A 24,301-nucleotide genomic window follows, 5' to 3' on the forward strand; every position below is an offset into this window, starting at 1 on the left:
GTGGGGCTGTAGTGGATGAGCAACAACAGGATTCGCATTTCGCCCGCTCGATGTTCACCCGGGTTGACCGGCATGCCAAGGCCTACGCCGACGTGGATCTGTATCCGTTCTTGGCGAAGAATTGGCCCGAGCGCAGGCGGGAAGGGGAACAGGACCTGCTGGATTCGTTCAATCGGCACGTCGAGGCCGTCATCGCCGGCTACGACCCGCCCGGCATCCGACGACGCAGCGACAGTCTGTTGTTCGCCCGCGGCTACGCGGATCTGAGCAAGGCGTCCGATTCGAATGCGAAGGTGGCCCCCGAAGTCCTGGTCGCCCTGTTCGCCGCCGAGGTCGAGTATCGGGGCCCACTGAAGTTGAGCCGCACGCAGAGCCGTCGGCTCGCCGAGGTCTACGAACAGATCGGCGGCAAGCTGGCGCTGGAACTGCCCGGCCATGCGGCGCTGTCGTTTCGGCGAGCGTGGAGCCTGTACCGCCAGGACGGGGACACCGACGCGGAGGACCGCTGCGGCCTGAGCCTGGCGCGGGCCCGGCGCTGGGCGCAGCCGATCCGCTGGCGGCGCTTCGTCGGCTATTTCTCGGACCTGGTGTGCGGCTACGGATATCGGCCGTACCGGATGCTGCTGTGGATATTTCTTCAGGTCGCGTTGTCGATCGCGGTGGTGCGTTCGCTGTCCACCGCGTCGACCCTGTCGATCGTCTACGACTGCGCCATGAATTACCTGAACCCCCTCGGCCCGGCGGATACCGCGGGGCTCGAGGGGACCGATCAGCTGGTGTTCGTGGTGGAGGCGTACGCGGGAGTGCTCTCGACGTCGGTGTTCTTCGCGCTGCTGGTGCGGCGCTGGTTTCGGCTCTGACTCACCAGTCGTGGCTGATGATCTTCGAATGGCGCAGCGCCTTGAGGGTGGCGGTCGTCATCCGGTCGCGCAATTGCCCGACCCGCGCGGTCCATTGCCGGGTGAAGCCGGGGTCCGATTCCAGATCCGCCCACAGCTGGCGCAGCTGTGGCGAGGCGTGCGCACCCGGCATCCACAGCGGTACAAGCTGATCCAGCAACGGCACCAGCTGATCCAGGAGCGTGTCGGTCTCGTGATCGTTTCGCCCGGCCCGATCGGCCACCTGGCCGATGGTGGTCAACAGCCAATCGTGGATCGCCAGATCCTCACAGAAGCGTTGCGCCGCAGCGACATCCTCGGTGCCGAGGGTGAGTCGCACCGTCCGCAGCGTGTTGCCCGCCAGGTGAAAAGCGAAGCGGGGCAACTGAGTCGGCTCCGCACCGACCTCGACCGCCCAGCGCAGCCGGGTGGTGCCCGCGCGGAACGGCATTTTCTGATCCAGCCGGGGATCCACCCGGGCGAACGTCGACATCCGCTGACTGATCGAGGTCAGATCGAGCTTCTCGTCGCCGTGCGCGCGCAGATGTCCGTCCACCAGCCGGCCGGCCGGCTCGTTGCCGAGCCTGCTCACCGCGTCTACGGTGCCCGGCCTGCTCAAGTAGTACGACCAGGCCTGTCGTTCCGGCGAGCGCATCACCCTGGTCTGGGACGAGCCCTGTAAGACCCGGCCGCCGGTCACCACCGTGCGCGAGGCGACGGTGCCGATCACATGAATATGCTTGCCCGACAACGGAATCAGGTCACAGTCGACCCCTTCGTACCGGTTCGGCGAAATCACCAGCGGCATCGGCCGTTCCCGGGACGTCACGGTGAGGCCGCGCTGCACCGCGCTCAGCAGTTCGATGCTCGCCGCGGTGTCCAGCACGTGCTGCGACGGCAGCAGGCAGGTGTGGATCTCGCCGAGCACGACCAGCGGCGGGTCCTCCGAATTCGCGCAGGTGTCGGCCATGTCATGCCCCATCGGCGCGCGGACGCTTGGCGACCTCGTCGACGAACATGTGCGACAGCCGGCCGGTGACCTCGCGCGGAATCGAGATCCCTTCGCCGTCAGCGCGTTTGATCGCCTTCGCCAAGACCTCCTGATCGATGACGATGTGGTCGAGGATGGTCTGCACCGCGTGTTCGATCTTCAAATATTCGCGCGGCAGGATGGACAGCGCGCGATACGCCTCGAACGGCGCGGCCTGCGGGTTCAGCTTGATCACCGACGGCATCTCCCACCAGCTCGCCGGCCAGCGTTCGCCGGGGGGTTGCGGCTCGACCACCGCCCGGCCCTCGTAACGCACCATGCCCAAGCGCAGCAGTTGCCAGATCGAGGCCAGGAACGGGCAGGACCAGCGGGTGTGCTCCTCCCCGTCCTTGTTGATCAAGGTGTTCCACATCTCGATGTCGAGGAAGATCGTGTGTTCGCGGCGGGCGAACTCCTCGGGCCGGCGATAGGCCTCCGTCACCTGCATCGCCTGCTCCGAGTCGTGTTCGGACGAGCGCCGCCCGTTGCACAGCCAGCCGGACTCGACGTCGGGGGGACGCCGTCCGGTCGTCTGCTTCAACGGCTCGGCGACGACCCAGGACGCGACCATTTCGGCCAGCGGAATCTGCTGCCCGGTCAGGCGGCCGTCGACATACAGCGGCGTCTCCCAGCAGCCTGCCTCGCGCGCGAGGTAGTCGATGCGCAGTCCGCACTGCTCGGCGATGCCGAGCACCTTGTCCAGCACCTCGGTGGGGTTGGTGTTCGACCCGAAGTAGTCGTCGATCAGGAAGCAGGTGCTCACCCGCGCGGACGGGCCGTATTCGGCCTTGGCCTCCGCGGTGTGCAGGTCGACCAGCCTGGCCACCCGCTGGAAATGCGCGCGAATCTTCTCTTCCCCGTCGAGCAGGCTCTTCATGTAGAAGTGCCCGGTCTCGATGGACAGATGCGCGAAACTCACCCCGGCGACCTGGACCTGCTCGGCCGCCTCGCTGTACACAGTGGCACCGTTCATCGTCAGAAGAGCCTCTCCCACGTCGCGTCGTCCATGAGTTCCACTGCCAACTCTTTGAAGGCGGTCACCGTCTCCTCGTTGGCGATCTTCGCGTCGACGTCGGCGTCGAGGATCAGCTGTTCCCGCCACTGGAGCACCGGCTCCATCGGCGTCGTACCGAGCTTCACACTGGAACCCAATTGATTGGCCAGCGCGAGCTGTTCCAAGGCCTCGTTCTGTTTGCGCAGCCAAGCCCATTGCGGCCCACGGTCTTTGTCGCCGGAGCCCTCGTTCGTCGACGGCACCGCGGTGCGGATATAGCGCACCGACTCGAGCAGATCACCGACGTCGTGGCCGCATTTCTGCCCGGCCTCGAGCAGGCCGTTCGGACCGTGCACCAGGCCGTTCGCCGCGAGAATATGCTGGCGGGTCCACCGGTGGAAAACCAGCCACCGCGCCGGTACCTCACGCAATGATTCGGCGGCCGTGGCGCGCAGCACTATCTCCAACGCCGCCGATCGGCCCGCGCTGAGATCGACGAACGTGACATCGAATTCCTGCTGGCAGATCATCAACAGCTCGACGCATTGCTTCACCACCTGCGCGGACGCGGGGAACTCGCCGCCACCGCGATCGCCGGGAAACAGGGTGAGCTGATAAGGATGCCGAAGGGCATGCAGGTCTTTACGATTGGTCTCCGACCGGATATCGCACCTGGCCGGAATGGTGATCCGGTTGTTCAGGTATTCGTGCAGCCCCTGCTTGCCGGATACGCCGCGATCCATCTTCTCGATCTCGAACAACGCGCCGGAGGTCGGCGAGCCGAAATCGAAGTCGAGATAGGCGACGCTCTTGCCGTCCACGCTCAGCCGGTAGGCGATATTGCAACTGGTCACCGAGCGACCGGTGCCACCCTTGTCCGAGGTGGAGAAAACAAGAATCCGCTCGCTCAATCTACTCACCTCTCATGGCGTCGAGACCGGCGACTTCGAGCCCGTCCAATTCGCGCAGCGCGTCGACACAGAGACTGAATGCCGTGGCCGGACGCTCATCGATCAATTTGCTCGCGCGCACCAGATTCTTTTCTATGTTCTCCAGGGCCCGGCGATTCGGGGTGTTGTCCCGCTCGCTCAGTTCCAGGAATTTCTGATTGAGCAGATGGTCCGCCTCGTCGAGCAGTTCCAGCGCACGGGTCAGCGAGGTCGGGGACCGGAACGGCGGGTTCTGGTAGGTCGATTCGGCGACGACCAGACATTCGATGATGCGCTCGGTGAAGTACCAGGAGGGTTCCTGCGGCTCGTCGGCCGCGGGATCGCCCGGTTCACCGGTCAGCGACGGCTCCACGAAAACCCGTGCGGCGTCGTCCCACAGCCCCCGGCCCGGAGCGCGCTGGAAGGCGCGCAGTTCCAGATGATCCATGGTCGCTTGCGCCAGTTCCAGCAACTGCCTGCGGGTGGACAGCGTGCGGGACAGCTGCGCCGCCTGCAATATCCGCTTCAGCAGCATCGGCGCGTAATCCGACACCGCCCAGTACAGCAGCGGGCCGTCGTCGATGGCATCGGTGCCGTTCAACCGCAGCAGCACTCCCGGAATGTGCAGGGCGCGGGCGGAATCGTGCTCGGTCAGCCTCCGGGTGATCCGGCCCCGGCGGGCCAGCTCGTCGAAAATCCGGGTGGCCCTGGTGAGGTCGTCGTCGTCGGCTTCCCTGGCGATGAGGTCCTGGATCAGCAGGCCGGATACGCAGAGGCTGAAGTAGTCGGATTCCTCGCCGTCGGAGGTGCGCCAGGGGATGTCCTCCAGCGGCCAGTCGCCTTCGCCGAAGCGGGCCATCGCCGACCAATAGCGTTGGGCCAGATCCCAGCGCAGTTGCAGCGCGTCGGCCAGTCGGCGCTGGTCCGCGTCGAGCAGGTCGAGCTCGCGAGTGCGCGGCTGGGTCAAGTCGTTGATGCCGTCCAGCGCGGTGATGGTGAAGTACAGGTACGGGCGGCCGACCGCGAAGCCCTCCGACTTGGCGATCGGCACATCGATGAAGTCGATGACCTCGGCGCCCTCGACCACGCCCCAGCTCCAACCGCATTCGAACATCAGCGCCGGGCTCGCGAGGTCGGCCTGCGGCGTCTTGTTGAGCGTGACGTCGCGGAGCAGCCGGCTGCGGACACGTTCGAGCCGCTTGGCCACGCCGCCGACGATTGCCTCGTTTTCCACCCCGGTCTGATTGAACATGCTGAGCATCGCCAAGCCCGTGTCGGTTTCGGGATCCACCGACTGCACGACGAAGCTGCGCACCAATCCGACCATGGCCGCGGTGAGCCGCTTGTTGAGCCGCGACTCCACCGGTTTGATCAACCGTTCCAGCCGCTGCTGATCGCCGGCGCCGGTCGAATCCTGGAGTGCGCGCAGGTATTGCAGCCCGGCCAGGCAGACGGTCAGCGACATCGAGTACGAATCGACCACATCGACCGTGCGCTGCCGGTCGGTCGCCTCGGCGCCCTTGATGGCTCGCAGATAACTGCCGCCGGAGAAGATCGGTTGATCGTCGCGTTCGTAGCGCCGCAGGTACTCGTCCATCACCTCGACGATCTTCAGACCGATGCGGCGTTCGCGGCCAAGCGGTTTCAGGATGATCCGGACATCGTCGGCGATCCGGTCCGGGTTGTGCAGCCCGAAGCTGCTGATCTGGGTGGCCGGGTAGAGCAGACACAACAGTTGTTCGGCGTCGCTGATCGAGTTCGAGCCGTCCCGCCCACCCCAGATCCAGGTGTCGTCTTGGTAGCAGGCCGCCAGCAATGAACTCCAGACATTCAGAATCTGGCGCCGTGGCTGGATTCTCATTGATCGCAGCCTTTCTGTCGTCTGTGGGAGGACTCGCATGAGAACAGAGCGCTCGGCAATAAAGCCGACCGCCCAGTTTTCTTATCTGGTTAGCCTGTACGCGGACAACATCGTTCGCGGTCACGAGATGACCAGAGCAACACCTATTGCCTGCAACAGAAGCGTATCGCGGTACCGGGTGACCCGTACGATTAACCCGGCGTTCCGGCAAACGACGACGGACCTGCGGAACCGTTCGGAAACTTTGCTAAAGATTTGCGAACAACAATGGTAACCGCGACGTTTTCAGAATGGCGGGTCGTTGCCGAAAGCGGTGCGCGACAATCTTTCCCGCTAGCGGCCCGGGGTGACCAATTCGATGACCGCCGCCGAGTCGACCAGCAACACCTCGGGCGCCTGCTGTCCCGTGCTCGCGAGATACGCGTCGACGAGCCGGTTTCCGACGGCGTAGCCCGCCCCGGTGGGCAATCCCACGGGGGTGCCGCCGAATCGGGCCGCTATTGCATCGCCGTGGACATAGGCGGCGAAGTTCTGCATGCCGCGCACGCCGAGGCCGGCCACGACCTTGTCGTACACCGCGTCGTCGTGCAACGACGGCACGCCGATCCGGGTGTAGCCGAGATCGCCGTACAGGTGCCTGGCGAACGCGTCGGCGAGGCCCTCGCTGATCACGTGCTCACCGACGGTCACGGTTTCCGGATCCCAGCGCACGTTGCTGTAGCGCAGGTTGTGGTTCATCTCGTGTACGGCCGTCGACTCCAACCGGGCCAGGTTCTCCGCGCTCGGCCAGAGCGTGAGCGACACGTATCCGGAGATGCCGCCGTTCCCGGTCACGCCGAGGGCGACATCCATGAAGTGCGAGTCGGTGGGGTCGCCGAGCACGATCATCACCTGGATGTCGGGGACTTCGATGTCCGGTGTGGCGTTCAGCTGGACCTCGAGCGCGGCGTGCATGGCGGTCTCGATCCGATCCCAGGCGCGGGCGTCGTGCAGCGCCTCCAGTCCGGCCAGCGCGCCGTCGACCTCGCGGTCCACCCGGAACGCGCCGCCCATGTGGTGCAGCTGCACGAGATCCGGCGTGCCGGGGAAGTAGCGGAACATGCCCGCCGTCGGTTCGAGCATCCGGCGCAGCAATTCGGGGTGGTCGGCGAGCGGGGCGGTCAGTGTGGCGTGCATCTCGGTATAGCTGTCCAGCACAGTGATCGTCACGGTCGATCACGACAGTGATTGCCCCAGCGTCAAGGTCAACAGATTTTCCGCGATATATAAAAGCACCATTGCTTTTACGGCGTAATTCACCAGGTGAAGCCCGGTCTCAACATGATCGAGATCGGGAATGGTCGATGCCCCTACTACTGGGGGCAAATGCCGTTCGCGCAGCGTGACTCGGTTGCGCCGGACGTCGCATTCGGACTCGGCACCGTAACGCTCACCTCCCCTTTTCCGACGTCTCTGTTGACGCATGGCCTCGGGGGGCCAGGCCCGTCCAACATGCCGGTAATTGGAATGGGGATCAGGACATGGATTTTCGCGGGTTCTTTGCCCGACATCGTATTGCCTCCGCCGTCGCCGCCCCCGCGGTACTCGGCGTCGCGGCGATCGTCGCCACCACGTTCGCGCTGACATCGTCGCCGCAGACCAGGGATACGCAACTCACCTCGTCGGTGACCGAGTGCCACGACATGGTCAGCATCTCGGTGGCCGGACGCAATGACACACCGAAGCAGGGCACGACGAAGCTGCTGGTAGACGCCAACGGCAACGAGCTGCCCGCCGCGCTGTCGGGTGACCACAGCAGCGAATGGGTCGACCCGGTGGTCAACCCGGCCGCCAATGCGGTCGAACCCGGCTCCTACGCCGCGGTCTACATCGCCTACCCGGCGAACATGGCCACCTACGAGGACGCCGTCAACGCAGGCGCCGCGAACACCGAGCAGGTCATGCGCGAAATCGCGCAGGCGTGCCCGGACACCAAGTTCTCGATCGTCGGCTACAGCGAGGGCGCCGACGTCGTGCGCCGCGTCGCGATGAAGGTCGGGCATCAGGAAGCCGGTGCGGACGGCCAGTACGGGATCGTCGATCCGGCCAACGTCGTCGGCGTCGTGATCCTCGCCGACGCCGGTCGCTCCGCGGGCGACGGACCGTTCCCCGGCGCGAAGGATCCGAGCCATCCCGACGGCTTCGACCAGAACTACCAGAACGGCAAGAACCCGACGCCGGGCCAGGGCGCATTGCCCGGCACCAGCGGTGATTTCGGCAAGCTGAACGGCAAGATCGCCTCGTTCTGCTCCGACGGTGACCTGACTTGCTCTGCGCCGCAGAATATTTCGCTGCTGCAACTGGTGGTCAACGTGGGCAGGCAGATCAATGTCGACGCGCTCGAACGCGACGGGCTCACCCCCGCCACCGGACAGGACGTCGCCGTCGTGCTCGGCCGGATCGCACTCACCGCGTTCGCGGACATCGCGTCGAACCCGAACTGGCTCAAGAGCGACGAGACCTTCCTCCAGGTGCTGCTGAAGGTTTCCGACCCGGCCTACAAGCCCGGCCAGGCGCCGAAGGAGCCGGTGGCGAAGGCGGACGCGATCGCGGCCGACAACATGTCGCCGCTGGCCTACCTGCCGCAGAAGATCCTCAACGAGATCATCGGGCTCATCGTGACCAACCAGAACACCATCCCGGTGGTCATGAGCGACCCGTACAAGCTCACCCTCGGCCCCGACCACACCGGTCACCACTTCGACTACTGGCACGACGCCGACCCGGCCAACGGCAAGCCGATGACCTCCGCCGAATACGCCGCCGCGTGGATCACCCACCTGGCCCAGCAGGCGCAGCAGGGCAAGAAGGTGGACACCACCGAAAAGCCCACCGAGGCCGACCTCGCCGCCGCCTACAAGGCCGCCGCGCCGACCACCACCGCACCCACCAAGACCACCACTCCGACCACCACCAGTGCCGCCCCCACCACAAGCAGCACCACGACCACCACGTCCCCGACCACCACGTCGCCGAGCACCACCAGCGGCACGACAACAACCTCACCGGCCCCGACCACGGTCGCTCCGACCGAGACCACCAAGCCGACCACAACCACCCCGACCACAACGGAATCCGCGGCACCCACCACCACGACCGCGGCACCCACCACCACCGCCACTGTCGGCTGACCCGAACCCGAAAAACCCTGCCCGGCATATTCCTTGCCCGGCAGGGTTTTCGTTTTTTGGCGAGCAGCGTTAGGAATCCGCCTCGGTTAAACGACTGCGTAGGGGTAGGCGGCGGCGCGGTTTTGGAAGGAGAGGATGCGGAGGTTCTGGACTCGGCCGTCGCGGATCTCGATGGCGCGGCGGACGGTTTCGTTGCCGTCCCAGGCGTCGGGGCCGGCCATGACGATGGGGAGGTACTCCAGCAGGGCTTCGGAGTTTTCCCAGGTGGCGGAGTTCCACAGGAAGGAGGGGCTGTGGTCGACGGCGTAGTAGTGCAGATCGTCGCCGATGGTGAACATGGGGGCGGTGAAGGAGGTGGGGCGGGCCCATTCGAAGCCCATGCCCTCGTCGCAGGACACGTCGACGAACAGGGTGCCGCGGGCGAACAGCGGTAGGTCCTCGTTCACCACGAACATCAGCGGCTCCTCGGTGTCCTGGAGGATGCAGTTGACCACCACGTCGTACTGGGCGAGCACCTCGGCCAGCGGTCCGGGCTCGGGCGCCTTCAGGGCGAGGGTCCGGCTCGGGTTCGCGGGGTCACGCTCGAAGTGCTGCATCCGCACCGACGCGAACGGCGAGGCGACAGCGGACACGCTGCGCTGGGTCAGCACCGTGACGTCGCTGATGCCGAGCGCGTTGAGTGCGCGCACGGCGCCGCGGGCGGTGGCGCCGAAGCTGATCACGGCCGCGCGCATCCGGCGCCCGTAGTCGCCGCTGGAACCGCGCAGTTGCAGCGCGTGCAGCACCGAGCAGTAGCCGGCCAGCTCGTTGTTCTTGTGGAAGACGTGGACGCTGAAATTGCCTTCCTTGGTCCAGTGATTCATCGCCTCCCAGGCGATCAGGGTCAGCCCGCGGTCGACGGCCAGCTGGGTCATCTGCCGGTCCTGCACGCAGTGCGGCCACCCCCAGACGACCTGTCCGGGGCGCAGCGTCTCCAGGTCCTCGGCCAGCGGCTTGGGCATCAACAGCACGTCACACTCGTCGAACAGCTCCGCGCGAGTGCGATGTCCGGCGACCAGCGGCGCCAGGTGCGCGTCGGTATAGCCGAATCGGTCGCCGTAGCCCTGCTCGAGGAAAACGCGATCGCGAAGCCCGGGATCGATCCGGTCCAGGTGCGCCGGATGGATCGCCAACCGGTGCTCGTCCTCTTTGCGGGAGGTCGCTACTACACCGATCGTTAGTTGCTTCACCAAATGAGCCTACGCGTGGCAGACAAAAGTGGCCTGGTCCAAGCCCCGAAAAGTGGATCTGTCGGATGATCCGATCTGCGGTCTAAGCTCCCGTTTGATCGAAAGCGAGTGGAGCATGCCAGTTAGTCACACCTCCCCCATTGTTCTGTGCCGACGGGCGGTCGTGCGATGACGCGGCGCGGCTGGTTGCTGTTCCTCGCGATGGGCGTGATCTGGGGCGTGCCCTACGCGATGATCCGGATCGCGGTGGAGGACTTCGACCCGGTGGTGGTCGCGTTCGGCCGGACCCTGATCGGCGCGCTGGTGCTGTTGCCGATTGCGTTGTACACCAAGGCATTAGGGCCGGTGTTCCGCAGGTGGCGACCGCTGCTGCTGTACACGGTGGTGGAGATCGTCGGGCCGTGGTTGTTCATCGGATTCGCCGAGACCACGCTGAACAGTTCGACCGTCGGATTGCTGATCGCGGCCGTCCCGTTGATCGCGGTGGTCATCGTGACCAAGCTCGGCCAGGACCGCTTCGACCGCCGCCGCGTCACCGGGTTGCTGGTCGGATTCGCCGGTGTGGCCGCGCTGGTGGGCCTCGACATCGACCTGTCCAACCCCGCGGCGCTCGGCGCCATCGCGTTGACCACCATCGGATACGCGGTCGGCCCGATCGTGATCAACCGAGCGCTGGCCGACCTGCCGCCGCTCGGCGTGGTGACCGCGTCACTGATCATCGCCGCGGTGGTCTACGCGCCGTTCGCGGCCTTGCGCAGGCCGGCGAGCTACCCCGCCGACGCGACGCTGTCGGTGCTCGGCCTCGCGCTGATCTGCACGGCCGCCGCGTTCCTGCTGTTCTTCGCGCTCATCTCCGAGGTCGGCCCGGCCCGCGCGACCGTGATCACCTACATCAACCCCGCGGTCGCCATCGTGCTCGGCGTCGCGGCGCTGGATGAACCGCTCACCGCGGGCATGGCGATCGGCTTTCCGCTGGTGATTCTCGGCTCGATCCTCGGCACCGCCCGCGCCCGCGAGACGCCGGCGGAAGACCTGTGCACCACCCCCGCGGCGCCCGAGGCGGCCACCATCACCCGCGAGGTGATCGACCGCGGCCAGAAAACGGATCGCGCCGCGCCACGTGGATGATGTTGGGGTGGTTGGAAATCGGAACGCCCCCGCCGACGTGGACAGCACCCGCACCGCCTACGACGACATCGCGGAGGTGTACGCGGAATTCGCCAAGGACCATCTCGCCAGGCAGCCGCAGGACCGCGCCATGCTGTCCCTGTTCGCCGAACTCCTGCCGGCCGGGAGTTCGGGCGGCGTGGCCGACATCGGTTGTGGCGAAGGAAGACTCACCGCGCACCTGAACTCCCTCGGCCTGCCCGCCTTCGGCATCGATCTGTCCCCGGCGATGATCGCCCTCGCCCGGCAGCAGTATCCCGAGCTGTCCTTCGACGAGGGTTCGATGGAACAGCTGGCCCTCGATGACGCCAGCTTGCGCGGGTTCATCGCCTGGTATTCGTTCATCCATCTGCCGCCCGAACGGATGCCGGATGTGTTGGCCGAGTTCTATCGGGTACTCGAGGTTGAAGGGCACGCGCTACTGGCCTTCTTCGCGACCGACGCACCCGACACGGTAGAAGCGTTCGACCACAAGGTGACTCGCGCCTACCGATGGTCGCCCGAGCGACTTGCCGCATTGTTGCGGGACGCCGGGTTCACGGTGCACACGCGGATGATCCGGGAGCCGGATCCGGGTGAACGATTCCAGCAGGCCTACTTACTGGTATCAAAGCTTCGCTAAAGACCGCGCAGCGACCGTCCGGACCAGGTAACTTAGTGGTGTCGCGCAGGATTCATGGCTGCGCGCGGGCCCGCCCGACAACGTGGTCGATTCGATTCAAACCACCACCTGTCGTCAGGGGGCGACCACACCATGGACCTCATTGCACCCATTGATGCTGTTTTCCTGCTCGCCGAATCCCGCGAACACCCGATGCACGTCGGCTCGCTGCAACTGTTCGAAGCCCCCGACGACGCCGGACCCGACTTCGCCGGGCAGACCTTCGAGAAGTTGCTGGCCTGCAAGGAGATCGACGCCACCTTCCGCAAACGCCCGGCCACCCTGTTCGGTGCGCCGCAGATGGCGTGGACCAGGGAGGACGACGTCGAACTCGAGTACCACGTCCGCCGGCTCGCGCTACCGCGCCCGGGCCGGATGGACCAGCTGGTCGAGCTGGCGTCGCGGCTGCACAGCAACCTGCTCGACCGGCACCGCCCGCTGTGGGAGGTCTACCTCATCGAGGGCCTCGCCGACGGCCGCTTCGCCGTGTACTCGAAGATGCACCACGCCTTGATCGACGGCGTCTCCGCGCAACGCGTGATGCAGCGGACGCTGACCAGCGAACCGAACGCGGTCGAGGCCAAGGTCCCGTGGAACCTGCCGCGGACGCCGCGCAAACCCGCGCCCGAGTCCTCCTCCGGCCTCCGCGGCGCAGCGCGAAACCTGTTGTCCGCGGCCGCATCCGGGCCGACGCTGCTGCGCACCGCCCGGCAGGTGCTGCTCCAGCAGCAGCTGACCATGCCGTTCGAGGCGCCGCGCACCATGTTCAACGTGCCGATCGGCGGCGCCCGCCGCACCGTGGTCCGGTCCTGGCCGCTGGAGCGGATCAAGCAGGTGAAGAAGGCGACCGGCTCGACCGTCAACGACGTGGTGCTCACCATGTCCGCCGGCGCGCTGCGCTCCTACCTGGTGGAGCGAGATGCGTTGCCGGACAAGCCGATGATCGCCATGGTGCCGATGTCGCTGCGCGCGGCCGACGACGTGGAGACCAACGGCGTGAAGGTCGGCGCGGTGCTGTGCAACCTCGGCACCGACATCGCCGACCCGCTGGACCGACTACGCGTGGTCAGCGAATCGATGCGCAAGAGCAAGGACGTCTACAGCTCGCTGTCCAGCCTGCAAACCATGGCGCTGTCCGCGCTGATGGTCAGCCCCATCGCATTGAGCCTGCTGCCCGGCCTGGTCCCGCTGACCAATCCGGCGTTCAACATCGTCATCTCCAACGTGCCCGGCCCGCGCGAACCGATGTATTGGAACGGCGCCCGGCTCGACGCCACCTACCCGATGTCGATCCCGTTCGACGGCCAGGCGGTGAACATCACGCTGACCACCAACGCGGGCAATCTCGACTTCGGCCTGGTCGGCTGCCGGCGCAGCGTTCCGGAACTTCCGCGCCTGCTCGACCACCTGGAAACCGCGCTGAGCGAGCTGGAGAAAGCCGCCGTCTGAAAGACCCCTGCCGAGCAAAACTAGAACGTGTTACTGTCGAGTGATGGTGCACCGACCAGTCGAGGACGCCGCGGCCGTGTCATGGCGATCTCTGCGGCCCGCGGCGTATTCGACGGGTCGGGGTCCGAGCATGCTCCGGCGCGCACCGCGGACAACTATGTAACTCGTTCTAGGACAAGCTGCTGATCGTCGTTCGCGGCGGCGCGGCAGCGAGGGAGACCAGCACGCCATGCGTACCGAAATCTGCGAACGGCTCGGGATCGAATTCCCCATCTTCGCGTTCACCCACTGCCGCGACGTGGCGGCCGCGGTCAGCAATGCCGGCGGTCTCGGCGTGCTCGGTGCGGTCGGCTTCACCGCCGAGGAGTTAGAGGTGGAGCTCACCTGGCTCGACGAACATGTGCACGGCGTGTACGGCGTCGACCTGGTGATCCCCAGCAAGTACGAGGGCAAGGGTATCGACGGCCTCACCCCGGACGAGCTGGAAAGCAAACTGGCGGAACTGGTTCCGCACGGCCACCGCGATTTCGCGGAGAAGATCCTGGCCGACCACGGCGTGCCCGCGCTGCCCGACGGCGAGCGGCACAACCAGCTGCTCGGCTGGACCGCGACCACCGCGGCCCCGCAGGTCGAGGTGATCCTGCGGCACCCGAAGGCCAAGCTGGTGGCCAACGCCCTCGGCACCCCGCCCGACGACGTGATCAAGCAGGTGCAGGACTCCGGCCGGCTGATCGGCGCGCTGTGCGGCTCGGTGAAGCACGCGCTCAATCACAAGAACGCCGGCCTGGACTTCGTCGTCTGCCAGGGCACCGAGGGTGGCGGGCACTGCGGCGAGATCTCCTCGCTGGTGCTGTGGCCGCAGGTGATCGACGCGGTCGGCGATCTGCCAGTGCTCGCGGCCGGTGGGGTCGGCAACGGCCGCCAGGTCGCCGCCGCGATGGCGATGGGCGCGGCGGGCGCGTGGACCGGCTCGCTGTGGCTGACCGTCGAGGAGGCCAACGTGCCGCCCGCGCAGATGCAGACCTACATCGACGCGACCAGCCACGACACCGTGCGCTCGCGCTCGTGGACCGGCAAGCCGTGCCGGATGCTGCGCAACGACTGGACCGACGCCTGGGAGCAGGCCGACACCCCCGACCCGCTGCCCATGCCGTTGCAGATGATGGTCGCGCTGGACGGGGTCAAGCGCGGTCACCGCTATCCCGAAGCGGCCAAGGACGTGAACTTCAATCCGGTCGGCCAGGTGGTCGGCATGATGACCAAGGTCGAGCGGTCCGCAGACGTGGTGAACCGGCTGATCCAGGAGTACGTCGAGGCCTGCGATCGGCTCAACAAGCTCAACGGCGGCCTGTAACTCAGCCCGGCCAGGGCGCGGTCCCGCGCTTGAGCACCGGGTCGGTGATGCCGCCCCAGCAGGTGAGCTGGTCGGTGTCCCACCCGGCCAGCTCGGCGCCGTTCGCGTAGACGGACTGGAAGAACTCGAGGGCGGAGCCCACCGGGTCGGCGGTCTGCCGGGCGGCGTCGTAGGCGTAGTACGCCGAGTGGCCCGAGCCGGACGCGACCCAGTGCGCGTCCGGCGGGGTCAGCGCGCGTTCGGCCAGGCCGGCCGGTTCGGGTGCGGTGTAGGAGTAGAAGGTCGGTTCGGGCACCTTCTCGTCGCCGAACCAGAATCCGGAGCTGATCACCTCGCGCGAGTACGCCTCGCGGGTCACCGAATCCACCGTCTCGGGCAGTTCGATGTGCCGCGGCGAGAATCGCTGCACCGCGATATCGAAGGTGTGCCAGAACAATTGGACCGGGCTGATCTTGCCCGAGTAGGTCGCGCTGAACTCCTCGAGTATCCGCCCGACCTGGCTCTGCACGCCGAAGGCCAGTTGCGCCTTGTCCGGGTCGTAGTCCCGGTGTTCATCGTCGTCCTCGAACGGGCGGCGCGCGTCGGGCAGGTCGAACGGGTGCGGATGCGCGAGGACGACCTCGATGTCGAGGTCGCGCAGCCCGTTCAGCACGTCGCCGTAGAAGGTCGCCACCGACTGGTCGACGAGGTCGATCTCGACGTGGATCCCCTGATCCGTGGCGATCCGCAGCACGTGATCGAAGAAGTCGAACGCGCAGGTGAACACCGGTCCGGTGCGCGCGGAGCCGAGCGGGACGGTGGTCCAGCCGCGCGCGGTGAGTCGGTAGGTCATGTGCCACCAGTGGTTGCGCCGCACGCCCTTGGTCAGCGCCACCTTGCCGACGATCTGGGCGAAACGGTGCAGTGTCTCCTTGGTCGGTCGCCAGGATTCCAGCGGGATCGCGGGCAACGGCTCGAATGAGACGGTCATGGACGAAACGGTACGCCGCCCGATCGACCGGCTAGCCCCTCGACCCGAGGCGTTTGTCCAGGAAGCGGTCCATCCGGCCGAGCACGGCGGCGGGGACCAGCCGGTTCAGCAGGTCGGACAGGTCGTCCACCTTCAGCAGGCGGGCGGCCAGCCGGGCACCGCCCGGTGACACCCTGGTGGCGAGGTAGAGCGCACGGGCCTCGATCGGGGTCGGCACCACCGCCGGGTTCCTGGCGGCAACGCGCACAATGGTTTTCGCGATCGTCTCGGGGCTGTGTGCGACGAGTTTGGCGGCGTATTTGGCGATGTTGCGGGTGCGCCGGGCCGAGACGTCGTCCAGGCCGACGGGCCGCGCGGCGTCGTAGAAGCCGGTGTCGACGAACGCCGGGCAGATCGCGGTCACCCCGACGCCGGTGCCCGCGAACTCCAATCGCAAACCCTCGGTGAGCATTTGGGCCGCCGCCTTGCTCGTGCAGTAGGGCGTGCTCAGCGGGATCGGGGTGAAGGCGGCGACCGAGGTGACATTGATGATCCGGCCGCCGACGCCCGCCTCGATCATCTGCCTGCCGAAGAACGTCGATCCGTAGACCAGACCCCACAGGTTCACGCCCATCAATCGGTCCCAGTCCTCGATGGTGTGCTCGAGAAACGGTCCGGCCGTGGTGAATCCGGCATTGTTGACCAGGATCCGCGCCACCCCGTGCACGGCATACACATCGTCGGCGAAGTCCGCCATCGCCTCCGCGTCGGACACGTCCACCTGATAGGGCACCGCGCGATCCCCTTCGGCCAGAATCGATTCGACGGTGCCGAGCGCGCGTTCCTTGTCGATGTCGGCGGCGATGACCGTGGCACCCCGGCGGGCGAAGCGTTGCGCGGTCGCGCGGCCGATCCCGCTCCCCGCACCGGTGATGACGACAATCTCGTTGTCGAAGCCTGCCATGTGACTTCCCTTGTTCGCGGTCCGCCAGCAGGACTGCTCCTACTGTCTGAGACAGTGTACACTTTGTTGGGCGCGCTCAATGCCGAAGCGCGCAGGGATCGCGCCTGGAGGACCCGCATATGACCTCGACCAACGCCCCCGCCGCCGTTGTGCGGATGCCACTGCCGGACGGCCGGCCGATCCGGTCCAGCGTCACGGTGGAAATCCCGAACCGGGCCAGTCCGATTTCGCGGATCCTCAACCCGCTGTTGTTCGCGGCGGTACGCGGCAGCCTCGAAACCCTTTCGCGCGCCGGACAATACGGTCCCATTCAGGACAAGCGGGTGTTCGCCGTGAGCAGTTACACCGATGCACCCGCCGCGGCCCTGGTCGCGGTGGCGGGCACGCGGCGCAGGTCGGTGCTGTTCGACGGCTTCGACGGCGAATGGGTCTGGCATCGCGACACCGTGGACCCCGGCATGCGCACCGACAGCGCGATCCTCTACTTCCACGGCGGCGGATTCATGTCCTGCGGGCTGCGCACGCATCGCCGGATCGTCTCGCGGATCGCCCGGGCCAGCGGGGCGCCGGTGCTGAGCGTCGCGTATCGCCAACTGCCGCAAGCACATATCACCGAGACCATCGCCGACGGTCTCGCCGCCTACCGCTACCTGCTGAGCCGCGGGTTCGCCGGCGATCGGATCATCGTCGCGGGCGATTCGGCGGGCGGCGGGCTGGCCTTCAGCGTGACACTGGCCGCCCGCGACGCCGGACTGCCCGTGCCGGGCGCCATCACCGCCATCGCGCCGTGGGGGGATCTCGATCCGGCCGGGAAGTACGCGCACCCCAATGCCGTGCTGGATCCGGTGATTCCGATCCGCGGCTTGGATGTGATCGCCCGCTTGGGCTTTCGGATCGACGGCGCGCTCGACCCGGCCTGGTCACCGGTCAACCACGACTTCACCGGGCTGCCGCCGACCCTCATCCTCGTCGGCTCGACCGAGGTACTGCTCGCCGACGCCGAACTGCTCGCCGCCCGGTGCGCTGAGGCGGAAGTTCCTTGCCGCCTACAGATCTGGGATCGGCAGGCGCACGTCTTCGTCGCCGGCGCCGACATCCTGCCCGAGGGCCGGGCCGCCTTCCGCGAGATCGGCGCCTTCCATCAGCAGGTGCTGAACGGCACCGCGGTTGCCTACCGCGGCGGACTGCGGCGGTTGTTCCGCCGGAACGCGGCGGCATGAGTACGAGGAGAACACGATGACCGACTTCTATCCCGGCCTCGCCGTCGTCACCGGGGCGGGCAGCGGCATCGGGCGGGGCACCGCCAAGGCGCTCGCCGAGCTGGGCGCGGAGGTGATGGTCGCCGACATCAACTTCGCGACGGCGAAAGAGACTGTGGCGCTGATTCGTTCGGCGGGCGGAGTGGCCTACCCCTATGCGCTCGACGTCGCCGATACCGATGCGCTGGAGACGTTCGGCGCCTACGTCAGGGACAACCACGGGGTGCCGGATGTGGTGGTCAACAATGCCGGAATCGTGGTCGGCGGCGCGTTTCTCGACGTTCCGCTCGACGACCTGCGGCGCATCATCGACATCAACCTGATGGCGATGGTCCACGGCTGCCGGATTTTCGGCGCGCAGATGGTGGCGCGCGGCGCCGGCGGGCATCTGGTGAACGTCTCGTCGATGGCGGCCTTCGCGCCCGTCCGGTTCGTCACGCCGTACAGCATCAGCAAGGCCGCGGTGAAGCACTTCAGCGAGACCTTGCGGGCCGAGCTGGCCGGCCAGAACATCGGCGTGACGGTGGTGTGCCCCGGCTTGATCGCGACGAATCTCGCCGCGACAGCATCGGTTTCGTCGGTGACCGCCGACCAGATCGACATCGGCAAGCAGGGCGTCGCCAAAGGCATGTCGGTGCTGGGGATGCATCCGGACAAGGCCGGACACAAGATCGTCGCCGCGATCGCGGCGAACGAGGCGGTCAAGACGCTGCGCCCGGAAGCCTGGCTCGGGTATCGGATAGCACGGGCGCTCCCGCGCACGACGCGTACCGCGCTGCGCATCGTCTCCGGCCCCGAGCTGGAACGCGTCGCGCGAGTGGTGATCGATCATCCGGCGGCCATCGACTTCGCCAAACGCGCGGTCGACCGCATGCCGCGGCGGCGCGGCTTGCAAACCTACTGGGTGCCACCGGATTCCGGTGTCGCACCGCAGCCCATGAAGATCGTCGAGAGCTGAATCATGCCCGAACTACCCCGACCGATCCGGCTCGCGCTCGGCGCGACCAGCCCAGGCATCGGCGATCGCCGGCTCGCGAATGCGGTGCGGGACAGGGTGATCCTGGTGACCGGCGCCTCGTCCGGCGTCGGCCGGGCCAGTGCCCGTCGCCTCGCCGCCGCGGGCGCCACCGTGCTCGTCGTCGCGCGCCGGGCCGATCTACTGGAGGAATTGCGCACCGAGATCACGAACGCCGGTGGCGTGGCGCACGTCTATCCGGCGGACTTGAGCGACCTGGCCGATTGCGAACGCCTCGGCCAGGCCGTGCTCGAGCAGCACGGGCACGTCGACGTGATCGTGCACAACGCGGGCAAGTCGATCCGGCGCTGGCTCTCGGAGTCGACCGAGCGCTTCGACAACTACGAAGACACCACGATGGTGAACTATCTCGGCCCGGTGCGGCTGATCATGACGCTGCTGCCCGCGATGCGGGCCAGGGGCGCCGGGCATCTGGTCAATGTCAGCACGGTCGCGGTGCACATGCCGCCGATCGAATGGACCGCCTACGTCGCCTCCAAGGCCGCGTTCCTGTCCTGGCTGCGCGGCGCGGGACCGGAGCTGCGGGCCGACGGGATCACCTCGACCAGCGTCCATTTGCAGCTGGTGCGCTCGCCGATGCTCGGGCCGTCGCGGATTTTCCGCTATGTCCCGGCGATGAGTTCGGCGGAGGCCGCGAGCATGGTGTGCCGGGCGATCGTGGATCGTCCGACGGCCATTCGGCCGTGGTGGGAGCGTGCCGGAGTGCCGCTCATGTATGCGATGGAGAGCATAGGCGCAGGTGAACGAGCCAAAGCGCGGTATGTGCAGGTCGCCAATCCGGCCAGCCGGCCGAACGGCCGCGTGGGTGCGGCGATCGGGCAGGCCGAGCAGGTCGCCCATTTCCTCGATGATTCGGTCACCGCGCTCGGCAAGCTCGGCGCGAGCGGCGTGCATCGCACGCTTCCGCTGACCCGGCTGCCCCAGGTCATCGCGGCATTGCAGGGAGGTGCCGCGCTGTCCACCGTGCTCGCGCTGTTCGCCGCTCGATTCCCGGAACGTCCGGCGATCATCGACGACTACGGCATGATCACCGCGGGCGAATTGCACAGCAGGGTCGAGGCTTTGGCCGCGGCGCTGCGCGATCGGTTCGAGATCGGTGCGGGGAGCCGGGTCGGTGTGCTGTGCCGCAACCATCGCGGGTTCGTCGAGGCGTTGTTCGCCGCCGCCCGGCTCTCCGCCGATGTGATTCCGCTGAACTACGGGTTCGCCGGTCCGCAGCTCGGGCAGGTGCTCGCACGGGAAAACATCGGATTGCTCTGCTACGACGCGGAATTCGAGCCGAGCCTGGCCGACTCGGGCTATCCGGGAGCCCGGATGGTGGTCAGTCCGCCGGGCGCGGATCTGATCTCCGATGCCGAGACGCCGACCTCGGAGCAGCTCATCGTGGTCGGCGGAAAGCGGGTGCGCCGGCCCGCCTACAACGCGTCGGTGGTGCTGCTCACGGCGGGCACGACCGGGGTACCCAAGGGTGCGCCGCGCCGGCTCGGGCTGCGGGATGCGGTCGCGGTCGTGCGGCGGACCCGCCCGAGCATGGCACTGGCGATCGGGGAGGCGGCGCGATTCGGCGCGGTGCCGCGGGCGGGCAGCCCGATGGTGGTCGCGCCGCCGCTGCATCACCTGTTCGGCTTGCTCGGGCTGGTCAGCGGTTTCGCGCTCACCTCGCCGGTGGTGCTACACAAGCGCTTCGAGCCGGAGCAGACGCTGGCCGATATCGAACAGTATCGGGTCGGCGTCGCCTGCCTGGTGCCGACGATGCTCAAGCGAATCATGGACCTGCCCAGTGAAGTTCGCGCTTCGTATGGGCACAGCACGTTGCGCGCGGTCCCGTGTGGTGCGGCACCGTTGCCGCCGTTGATCGCCACCGCGTTCATGGACGAGTTCGGCGACATCCTCTACAACGCCTACGGCGCAAGCGAAATCGGCCCGTGCACGCTGGCCACACCCGCCGATCTGCGCGCGGCGCCGGGCACCGTCGGATATCCGCCGCGCGGACTGGTCGAACTGCGCATCCTGGATGACGCGGGGCAGGAAGTGCCGCGCGGCGTGACCGGCCGGATCTTCAACCGGAACCCGCTCACCTTCCTCGGCTACAGCGACGGCAGCGGTAAGGAACTCGTCGACGGCTTCATGAGCACCGGCGATGTCGGGCACTTCGATTCGGCGGGACGGCTTTTCATCGACGGACGCGACGACGACATGATCGTGTCCGGCGGCGAGAACGTCTTCCCCGCCGAGGTCGAGGACCTGCTGCTGGCCCATCCCGCGCTCGCCGACGTCGGCGTGATCGGCGTGCCGGACGACGAATTCGGCCAGCGCCTAGTCGCTTTCGTGGTCCGGGCCGCGGACGCCGAGCCGACTGCACGCGAGCTGCAAGCCTTCGTCAAGGCAAATCTCGCGGGCTACAAGGTGCCCCGCGAGGTCGTGTTCGTCGCCGAACTCCCCCGCACCACCACCGGCAAGCTGCGCCGCAAGCAATTGGCCGAGAGCGCCGCCGCGAAAACCATGGAAGTGACTGGATGACAACCTTTCTCATCATTGTCGGCGTAGTGATCGTGGTCGGCGGGGCGCTGGGGCTGGGGGCGCTGGTCGTGTCGCGTCGTTGGGCCAAGGCGCTGCTCGCGGGTGGCGGTAGTCCGCTCACGCCGATTCATGCGGGTACGTTGCGCACATTCGTCGAGGACAAGGCGGCTTTCGTGGTCACCGCCGAGCGGACGTTCGATGCGGAGCCGGCTCGGGTCTGGGCCGCGCTCGACACGAACGGGCTGTTCTCCTGGCTGCCGCTGATCAACGGAATGCGCTACCGCGACGGTGCGCGCGGCGTCGGTTCGACCCGGGTGTTCGACGGTCTGCTCGTCGCGGGCGAGGAGCAGGTGATCGCCAGGGAGGAGGGGCATCGGCTCGCGCTGACCGCGACCAAATCGTCGGTGCCGTTCGTGCTGAAGTCGATCGCCGAGGAATACGTCGTCAGCGCAACGGATTCCGGCGCCACGACGCTCACCTGGACGCTGGCCGTGCATCCGCGCTTCGGTGGACTGCTGCCGTTGCAGATGTTCGCCCCGCTGGCGCGGCCGGTGGCACGATGGAGCCTGCGCGGGCTCAGCACTCGCATCTGATTCATCCGGAGGTGGCATGTACCCGTGCGCGAATCGTCGGTGTGTGGACTCGGCACACGAGTCCCCCGAGTGCCCGAACCTGGTGCGCTCGGACGCGCCCGCGGGCCGGGATCTGGTGATCCTCGCGGTACTGGCCGTGCTGATCGTGGCCGGGCTCATCATTGCCGCTTCTGCTGCCGTGCATCGATGAGCTAGGTCACGCGCAGACGCGCCGACTGTGTTGTTGCGCAGTCGATCTGGCCGCCGCTACCGAACCGGAACGGGCACAGCCGGCAGACCGGGCAATCCCGGGACAGGCTGGCCCGCGCCGTTCTTCGCGCCGATGTCCTGATACCCGAACACCTTCCACTGTCCGTTGACCTTCATCAGGTCGACGTACTCGGTGACCGAACCGGTGGTCGGGTCCGGGGTGTTCGGCAGGGTGCCCGTCAAGTCGACCACCGCGAGCAGGCGGACGAGCGTGTCGTTCTGGCTGACGATCGCCGCCTCAGTGACCGCGCCCGTCATGGTGGCGCCCGCCTCGGTGAGCATGCTCAGGATGGCTTTGGTCTGGCGCAGCTGTTCGCGCAGCGTGTCGGTAGTGGCGGCGTTCACCGCGTCGTTCCACTTCAGCAGCGCCTTGTCGGTCACGGCGTCCACGCGATAGACAGCCGTGAGGAACGCCGAGCCCGCGGCCAGTCCGGCGGCGCGATCGGCCGACTGCGCTTGGTAATTCGCGGCTGTCGCAGCCAAGTCGTTCCGGTCCGAGGCGTATCGCCAGGTCAGGAAACCGAGACCCGCCGCGGCGACCGCGCACACCAGCGCGGCGACGAGGATCGCGGACAGCGGCAGGCGCGTCCATCTCCTGCGCGCCTTCGCCGAATTCGCTTCATTTCCCATCGAATTCATCCTTCTCGTCAACGTGGAGGGGGTGGTGGCGGCTGTGGCGCAACCGGATTCGGCGCGGGTTGATCCGCGCCGCCCGCCGGGCCGTATCGCTCGACCTTCCATCGGTCACCGACCTTGGTCAGATCGACGATCGCGGCGGATTGGTTCGTCGTCGGTGTGGCCGACGGATCGGATCGGCCGGTCGACTCGATCACGGCGAGCAGCGTCATCGCGGTGTCGGACTGCGTGAGCACCCCGACATCCAGCACCTTGCTGGTCATTTCCGTATGCGCCCCGACCAGTTTCTCCAGTACGGCCCGCCACTGGCCGAGTTGCGCGTGCATGCCGTCGGTAGTCGCGGAGAGCACGGCGCTGTCCCACTTGGCCATGCTGGTGCTGTCGACGGTGAACATCGTGGCCAGGAACGCCGACCCGGCCGCGCTCGCCGCCTGCTGATCCGCCTGCCGCTGCTCGGCCGAACTCACCTCGGCGGCGGCGTCACGCGTCTCCCCTGCGGTGTGCCAGCAGAGATAACCCACCGGCCCCAGCGTTACCGCGGCAACCGCGACTGCACCGACAACCCGTAGCCGAGACAGCGCAATCTTCCTGCTGCCCCGGCGTTTACGCCGCGTAGGGCAAGAAGCTTCGTCCCGAGATGCGGCGACATCGCTGCCCGTCGCGGCGGCACCAACGGCCGGATGATCCTGTTCTGTCGGCATATTCGGCGTCGACCTCCTCAACGGGGTGGGGCTGGGGCCGCCGGTGGGCCCGGGGGCTGGGTGGCGAGTGCGTCACCGACGAGGGATTGGTCGCCACGACCGGAGTCCGCGGCCTTCCAATTGCCGTTCTCCTGAGTCATTTCCACCCAGACCGCCGAAGTCGTCTTGACCGGGTCGGTGATCTGGAAGTTCTGCGTGGTCTCGGCGAGTTGAGCCGTCACCCGAATCGCCTTGTCGGTGTGCACGGCGCACGCCGCGTCGGCGACGGTGCTGTGCTTCTGCACCTTGGCGGCTTTGATGAGTTCGGCGTTGTCCCGCTGCACCTGGGCATTGGCGAAGTAGTCGTGGATCGGCCCGGTGCTGCGGTCGGCGAGCTTCTTCGTCCACTCCTCCGGCTGGCGGTAGTCGAAGTTGTTGGCCGCCAACAGGAATTCGGTGCCTGCCCCCACCGCGGCGGCACAGTCGGCGGCGTTGCGGCGGAGGTCGGCCAGCGTCCCGGCCAGGTCGGCGTTGCGGTCGGACAGATCCCAGGCCCGATAGCCGAGGAAGCCGAGCGCACAGGCGACGACCAGCGCGACGGCCGCCAGCGCGAGCAGCGGAACCTGTATTCCCCTGTCACTCCACTGTTCCCAGCGTGTTCGCCAGTTCATCTCCGCACCTTTCGTCCGTGAC

General features: G+C 67.2%; 22 protein-coding genes. 11 read left to right on the forward strand and 11 right to left on the reverse strand.

The genetic code is table 11. The annotated features are described in order from the left end of the window. Window positions 1-11: 11 nt before the first annotated feature. Window positions 12-860, forward strand: a complete 849-nt coding sequence (locus AB0M22_RS13850) for a hypothetical protein (RefSeq protein ID WP_364725259.1) — start codon at window positions 12-14, stop codon at window positions 858-860. 1 nt (window position 861) lies between these two features. On the opposite strand, the gene AB0M22_RS13855 is transcribed toward AB0M22_RS13850, so the two are convergent. The 5 genes from AB0M22_RS13855 to AB0M22_RS13875 all read right to left on the reverse strand — a co-directional run bounded on the left by AB0M22_RS13855 (window position 862) and on the right by AB0M22_RS13875 (window position 6,901). Beyond that, window positions 862-1,848: an SCO2521 family protein gene (locus tag AB0M22_RS13855; RefSeq protein WP_364725262.1), complete on the reverse strand. Its 987-nt coding sequence runs from the start codon at window positions 1,846-1,848 to the stop codon at window positions 862-864. Window position 1,849: 1 nt separating this feature from the next. Then, window positions 1,850-2,881, reverse strand: a complete 1,032-nt coding sequence (locus tag AB0M22_RS13860) for an SCO2522 family protein (protein WP_364725265.1) — start codon at window positions 2,879-2,881, stop codon at window positions 1,850-1,852. Between the two features lie 2 nt (window positions 2,882-2,883). Then, complete coding sequence (locus tag AB0M22_RS13865; RefSeq protein WP_364725268.1) at window positions 2,884-3,813, reverse strand: SCO2523 family variant P-loop protein; 930 nt, start codon at window positions 3,811-3,813, stop codon at window positions 2,884-2,886. 1 nt (window position 3,814) lies between these two features. After that, window positions 3,815-5,692 carry an SCO2524 family protein gene (locus AB0M22_RS13870; protein WP_364725271.1) on the reverse strand — a complete coding sequence of 626 codons (1,878 nt, stop codon included), beginning with the start codon at window positions 5,690-5,692 and terminating at the stop codon, window positions 3,815-3,817. Between the two features lie 333 nt (window positions 5,693-6,025). Then, on the reverse strand, window positions 6,026-6,901 hold the full coding sequence (locus tag AB0M22_RS13875; protein ID WP_364725273.1) for a DUF2268 domain-containing putative Zn-dependent protease: 876 nt from the start codon (window positions 6,899-6,901) through the stop codon (window positions 6,026-6,028). A 311-nt stretch (window positions 6,902-7,212) separates the two neighbouring features. Between AB0M22_RS13875 and AB0M22_RS13880 the strand changes: the two genes are divergently transcribed. Beyond that, window positions 7,213-8,862, forward strand: a complete 1,650-nt coding sequence (locus tag AB0M22_RS13880; protein ID WP_364725276.1) for a cutinase family protein — start codon at window positions 7,213-7,215, stop codon at window positions 8,860-8,862. Window positions 8,863-8,948: 86 nt separating this feature from the next. On the opposite strand, the gene AB0M22_RS13885 is transcribed toward AB0M22_RS13880, so the two are convergent. Next, window positions 8,949-10,091 (reverse strand): N(5)-(carboxyethyl)ornithine synthase, encoded by a 1,143-nt coding sequence (locus AB0M22_RS13885; protein WP_364725277.1) that lies wholly within the window; start codon window positions 10,089-10,091, stop codon window positions 8,949-8,951. Between the two features lie 168 nt (window positions 10,092-10,259). Here AB0M22_RS13885 and AB0M22_RS13890 point away from each other — a divergent pair, with 168 nt between their 5' ends. From AB0M22_RS13890 to AB0M22_RS13905, 4 genes are all read left to right on the forward strand, one after another. Next, complete coding sequence (locus AB0M22_RS13890; RefSeq protein WP_364725280.1) at window positions 10,260-11,219, forward strand: DMT family transporter; 960 nt, start codon at window positions 10,260-10,262, stop codon at window positions 11,217-11,219. Between the two features lie 7 nt (window positions 11,220-11,226). Continuing rightward, window positions 11,227-11,880 (forward strand): methyltransferase domain-containing protein, encoded by a 654-nt coding sequence (locus AB0M22_RS13895; RefSeq protein WP_364725282.1) that lies wholly within the window; start codon window positions 11,227-11,229, stop codon window positions 11,878-11,880. Between the two features lie 132 nt (window positions 11,881-12,012). Beyond that, window positions 12,013-13,368: a wax ester/triacylglycerol synthase family O-acyltransferase gene (locus AB0M22_RS13900; protein WP_364725285.1), complete on the forward strand. Its 1,356-nt coding sequence runs from the start codon at window positions 12,013-12,015 to the stop codon at window positions 13,366-13,368. A gap of 229 nt (window positions 13,369-13,597) precedes the next feature. Further along, a complete protein-coding gene (locus AB0M22_RS13905) occupies window positions 13,598-14,722 on the forward strand; it encodes a nitronate monooxygenase family protein (protein ID WP_364725287.1) in 1,125 nt (374 codons plus the stop codon). 1 nt (window position 14,723) lies between these two features. Here the strand turns inward: AB0M22_RS13905 and AB0M22_RS13910 are convergent, their stop codons facing one another. Together AB0M22_RS13910 and AB0M22_RS13915 are read right to left on the reverse strand one after the other, a co-directional pair. Next, window positions 14,724-15,692, reverse strand: coding sequence for a DUF5996 family protein (locus tag AB0M22_RS13910; RefSeq protein ID WP_364725290.1), 969 nt, complete (start codon window positions 15,690-15,692; stop codon window positions 14,724-14,726). Window positions 15,693-15,723: 31 nt separating this feature from the next. Next, on the reverse strand, window positions 15,724-16,635 hold the full coding sequence (locus tag AB0M22_RS13915; RefSeq protein WP_364725292.1) for an SDR family NAD(P)-dependent oxidoreductase: 912 nt from the start codon (window positions 16,633-16,635) through the stop codon (window positions 15,724-15,726). A 119-nt stretch (window positions 16,636-16,754) separates the two neighbouring features. Here AB0M22_RS13915 and AB0M22_RS13920 point away from each other — a divergent pair, with 119 nt between their 5' ends. The 5 genes from AB0M22_RS13920 to AB0M22_RS13940 are packed head-to-tail and all read left to right on the forward strand — an operon-like array spanning window position 16,755 to window position 22,233. Continuing rightward, window positions 16,755-17,855 (forward strand): alpha/beta hydrolase fold domain-containing protein, encoded by a 1,101-nt coding sequence (locus AB0M22_RS13920; protein WP_364725294.1) that lies wholly within the window; start codon window positions 16,755-16,757, stop codon window positions 17,853-17,855. Between the two features lie 16 nt (window positions 17,856-17,871). Beyond that, on the forward strand, window positions 17,872-18,852 hold the full coding sequence (locus AB0M22_RS13925; RefSeq protein ID WP_364725297.1) for an SDR family NAD(P)-dependent oxidoreductase: 981 nt from the start codon (window positions 17,872-17,874) through the stop codon (window positions 18,850-18,852). A gap of 3 nt (window positions 18,853-18,855) precedes the next feature. Next, window positions 18,856-21,450 carry an SDR family NAD(P)-dependent oxidoreductase gene (locus AB0M22_RS13930; RefSeq protein WP_364725300.1) on the forward strand — a complete coding sequence of 865 codons (2,595 nt, stop codon included), beginning with the start codon at window positions 18,856-18,858 and terminating at the stop codon, window positions 21,448-21,450. Further along, the gene (locus AB0M22_RS13935) at window positions 21,447-22,043 is read left to right on the forward strand and encodes an SRPBCC family protein (RefSeq protein ID WP_364725303.1); all 597 of its coding nucleotides are present in this window, start codon (window positions 21,447-21,449) and stop codon (window positions 22,041-22,043) included. The genes AB0M22_RS13930 and AB0M22_RS13935 overlap by 4 nt, the downstream gene beginning before the upstream one ends. Before the next feature lie 43 nt (window positions 22,044-22,086). After that, a complete protein-coding gene (locus tag AB0M22_RS13940) occupies window positions 22,087-22,233 on the forward strand; it encodes a hypothetical protein (protein WP_364725306.1) in 147 nt (48 codons plus the stop codon). Window positions 22,234-22,289: 56 nt separating this feature from the next. Here AB0M22_RS13940 and AB0M22_RS13945 read toward each other — a convergent pair whose 3' ends face one another. From AB0M22_RS13945 to AB0M22_RS13955, 3 genes are all read right to left on the reverse strand, one after another. Next, window positions 22,290-22,922 (reverse strand): hypothetical protein, encoded by a 633-nt coding sequence (locus tag AB0M22_RS13945; RefSeq protein WP_364725309.1) that lies wholly within the window; start codon window positions 22,920-22,922, stop codon window positions 22,290-22,292. Window positions 22,923-22,939: 17 nt separating this feature from the next. Next, window positions 22,940-23,449, reverse strand: a complete 510-nt coding sequence (locus AB0M22_RS13950; RefSeq protein ID WP_364725311.1) for a hypothetical protein — start codon at window positions 23,447-23,449, stop codon at window positions 22,940-22,942. A 197-nt stretch (window positions 23,450-23,646) separates the two neighbouring features. Next, window positions 23,647-24,279, reverse strand: coding sequence for a hypothetical protein (locus tag AB0M22_RS13955; protein ID WP_364725314.1), 633 nt, complete (start codon window positions 24,277-24,279; stop codon window positions 23,647-23,649). Window positions 24,280-24,301: the final 22 nt, after the last annotated feature.

This window comes from Nocardia sp. NPDC051756 (assembly GCF_040681495.1).
In the GTDB taxonomy this organism is placed as follows: Bacteria; Actinomycetota; Actinomycetes; order Mycobacteriales; family Mycobacteriaceae; genus Nocardia.

Bases quoted from the DNA above. Each gene is read 5' to 3' on its own strand.
- AB0M22_RS13920 (WP_364725294.1), top strand. From the start codon at position 16,755: ATGACCTCGACCAACGCCCCCGCCGCCGTTGTGCGGATGCCACTGCCG.
- AB0M22_RS13935 (WP_364725303.1), top strand. From the start codon at position 21,447: ATGACAACCTTTCTCATCATTGTCGGCGTAGTGATCGTGGTCGGCGGG.
- AB0M22_RS13945 (WP_364725309.1), bottom strand. From the start codon at position 22,922: ATGGGAAATGAAGCGAATTCGGCGAAGGCGCGCAGGAGATGGACGCGC.
- AB0M22_RS13910 (WP_364725290.1), bottom strand. From the start codon at position 15,692: ATGACCGTCTCATTCGAGCCGTTGCCCGCGATCCCGCTGGAATCCTGG.
- AB0M22_RS13930 (WP_364725300.1), top strand. From the start codon at position 18,856: ATGCCCGAACTACCCCGACCGATCCGGCTCGCGCTCGGCGCGACCAGC.
- AB0M22_RS13905 (WP_364725287.1), top strand. From the start codon at position 13,598: ATGCGTACCGAAATCTGCGAACGGCTCGGGATCGAATTCCCCATCTTC.
- AB0M22_RS13860 (WP_364725265.1), bottom strand. From the start codon at position 2,881: ATGAACGGTGCCACTGTGTACAGCGAGGCGGCCGAGCAGGTCCAGGTC.
- AB0M22_RS13880 (WP_364725276.1), top strand. From the start codon at position 7,213: ATGGATTTTCGCGGGTTCTTTGCCCGACATCGTATTGCCTCCGCCGTC.
- AB0M22_RS13870 (WP_364725271.1), bottom strand. From the start codon at position 5,692: ATGAGAATCCAGCCACGGCGCCAGATTCTGAATGTCTGGAGTTCATTG.
- AB0M22_RS13890 (WP_364725280.1), top strand. From the start codon at position 10,260: ATGACGCGGCGCGGCTGGTTGCTGTTCCTCGCGATGGGCGTGATCTGG.
- AB0M22_RS13855 (WP_364725262.1), bottom strand. From the start codon at position 1,848: ATGGCCGACACCTGCGCGAATTCGGAGGACCCGCCGCTGGTCGTGCTC.
- AB0M22_RS13925 (WP_364725297.1), top strand. From the start codon at position 17,872: ATGACCGACTTCTATCCCGGCCTCGCCGTCGTCACCGGGGCGGGCAGC.
- AB0M22_RS13955 (WP_364725314.1), bottom strand. From the start codon at position 24,279: ATGAACTGGCGAACACGCTGGGAACAGTGGAGTGACAGGGGAATACAG.
- AB0M22_RS13900 (WP_364725285.1), top strand. From the start codon at position 12,013: ATGGACCTCATTGCACCCATTGATGCTGTTTTCCTGCTCGCCGAATCC.
- AB0M22_RS13915 (WP_364725292.1), bottom strand. From the start codon at position 16,635: ATGGCAGGCTTCGACAACGAGATTGTCGTCATCACCGGTGCGGGGAGC.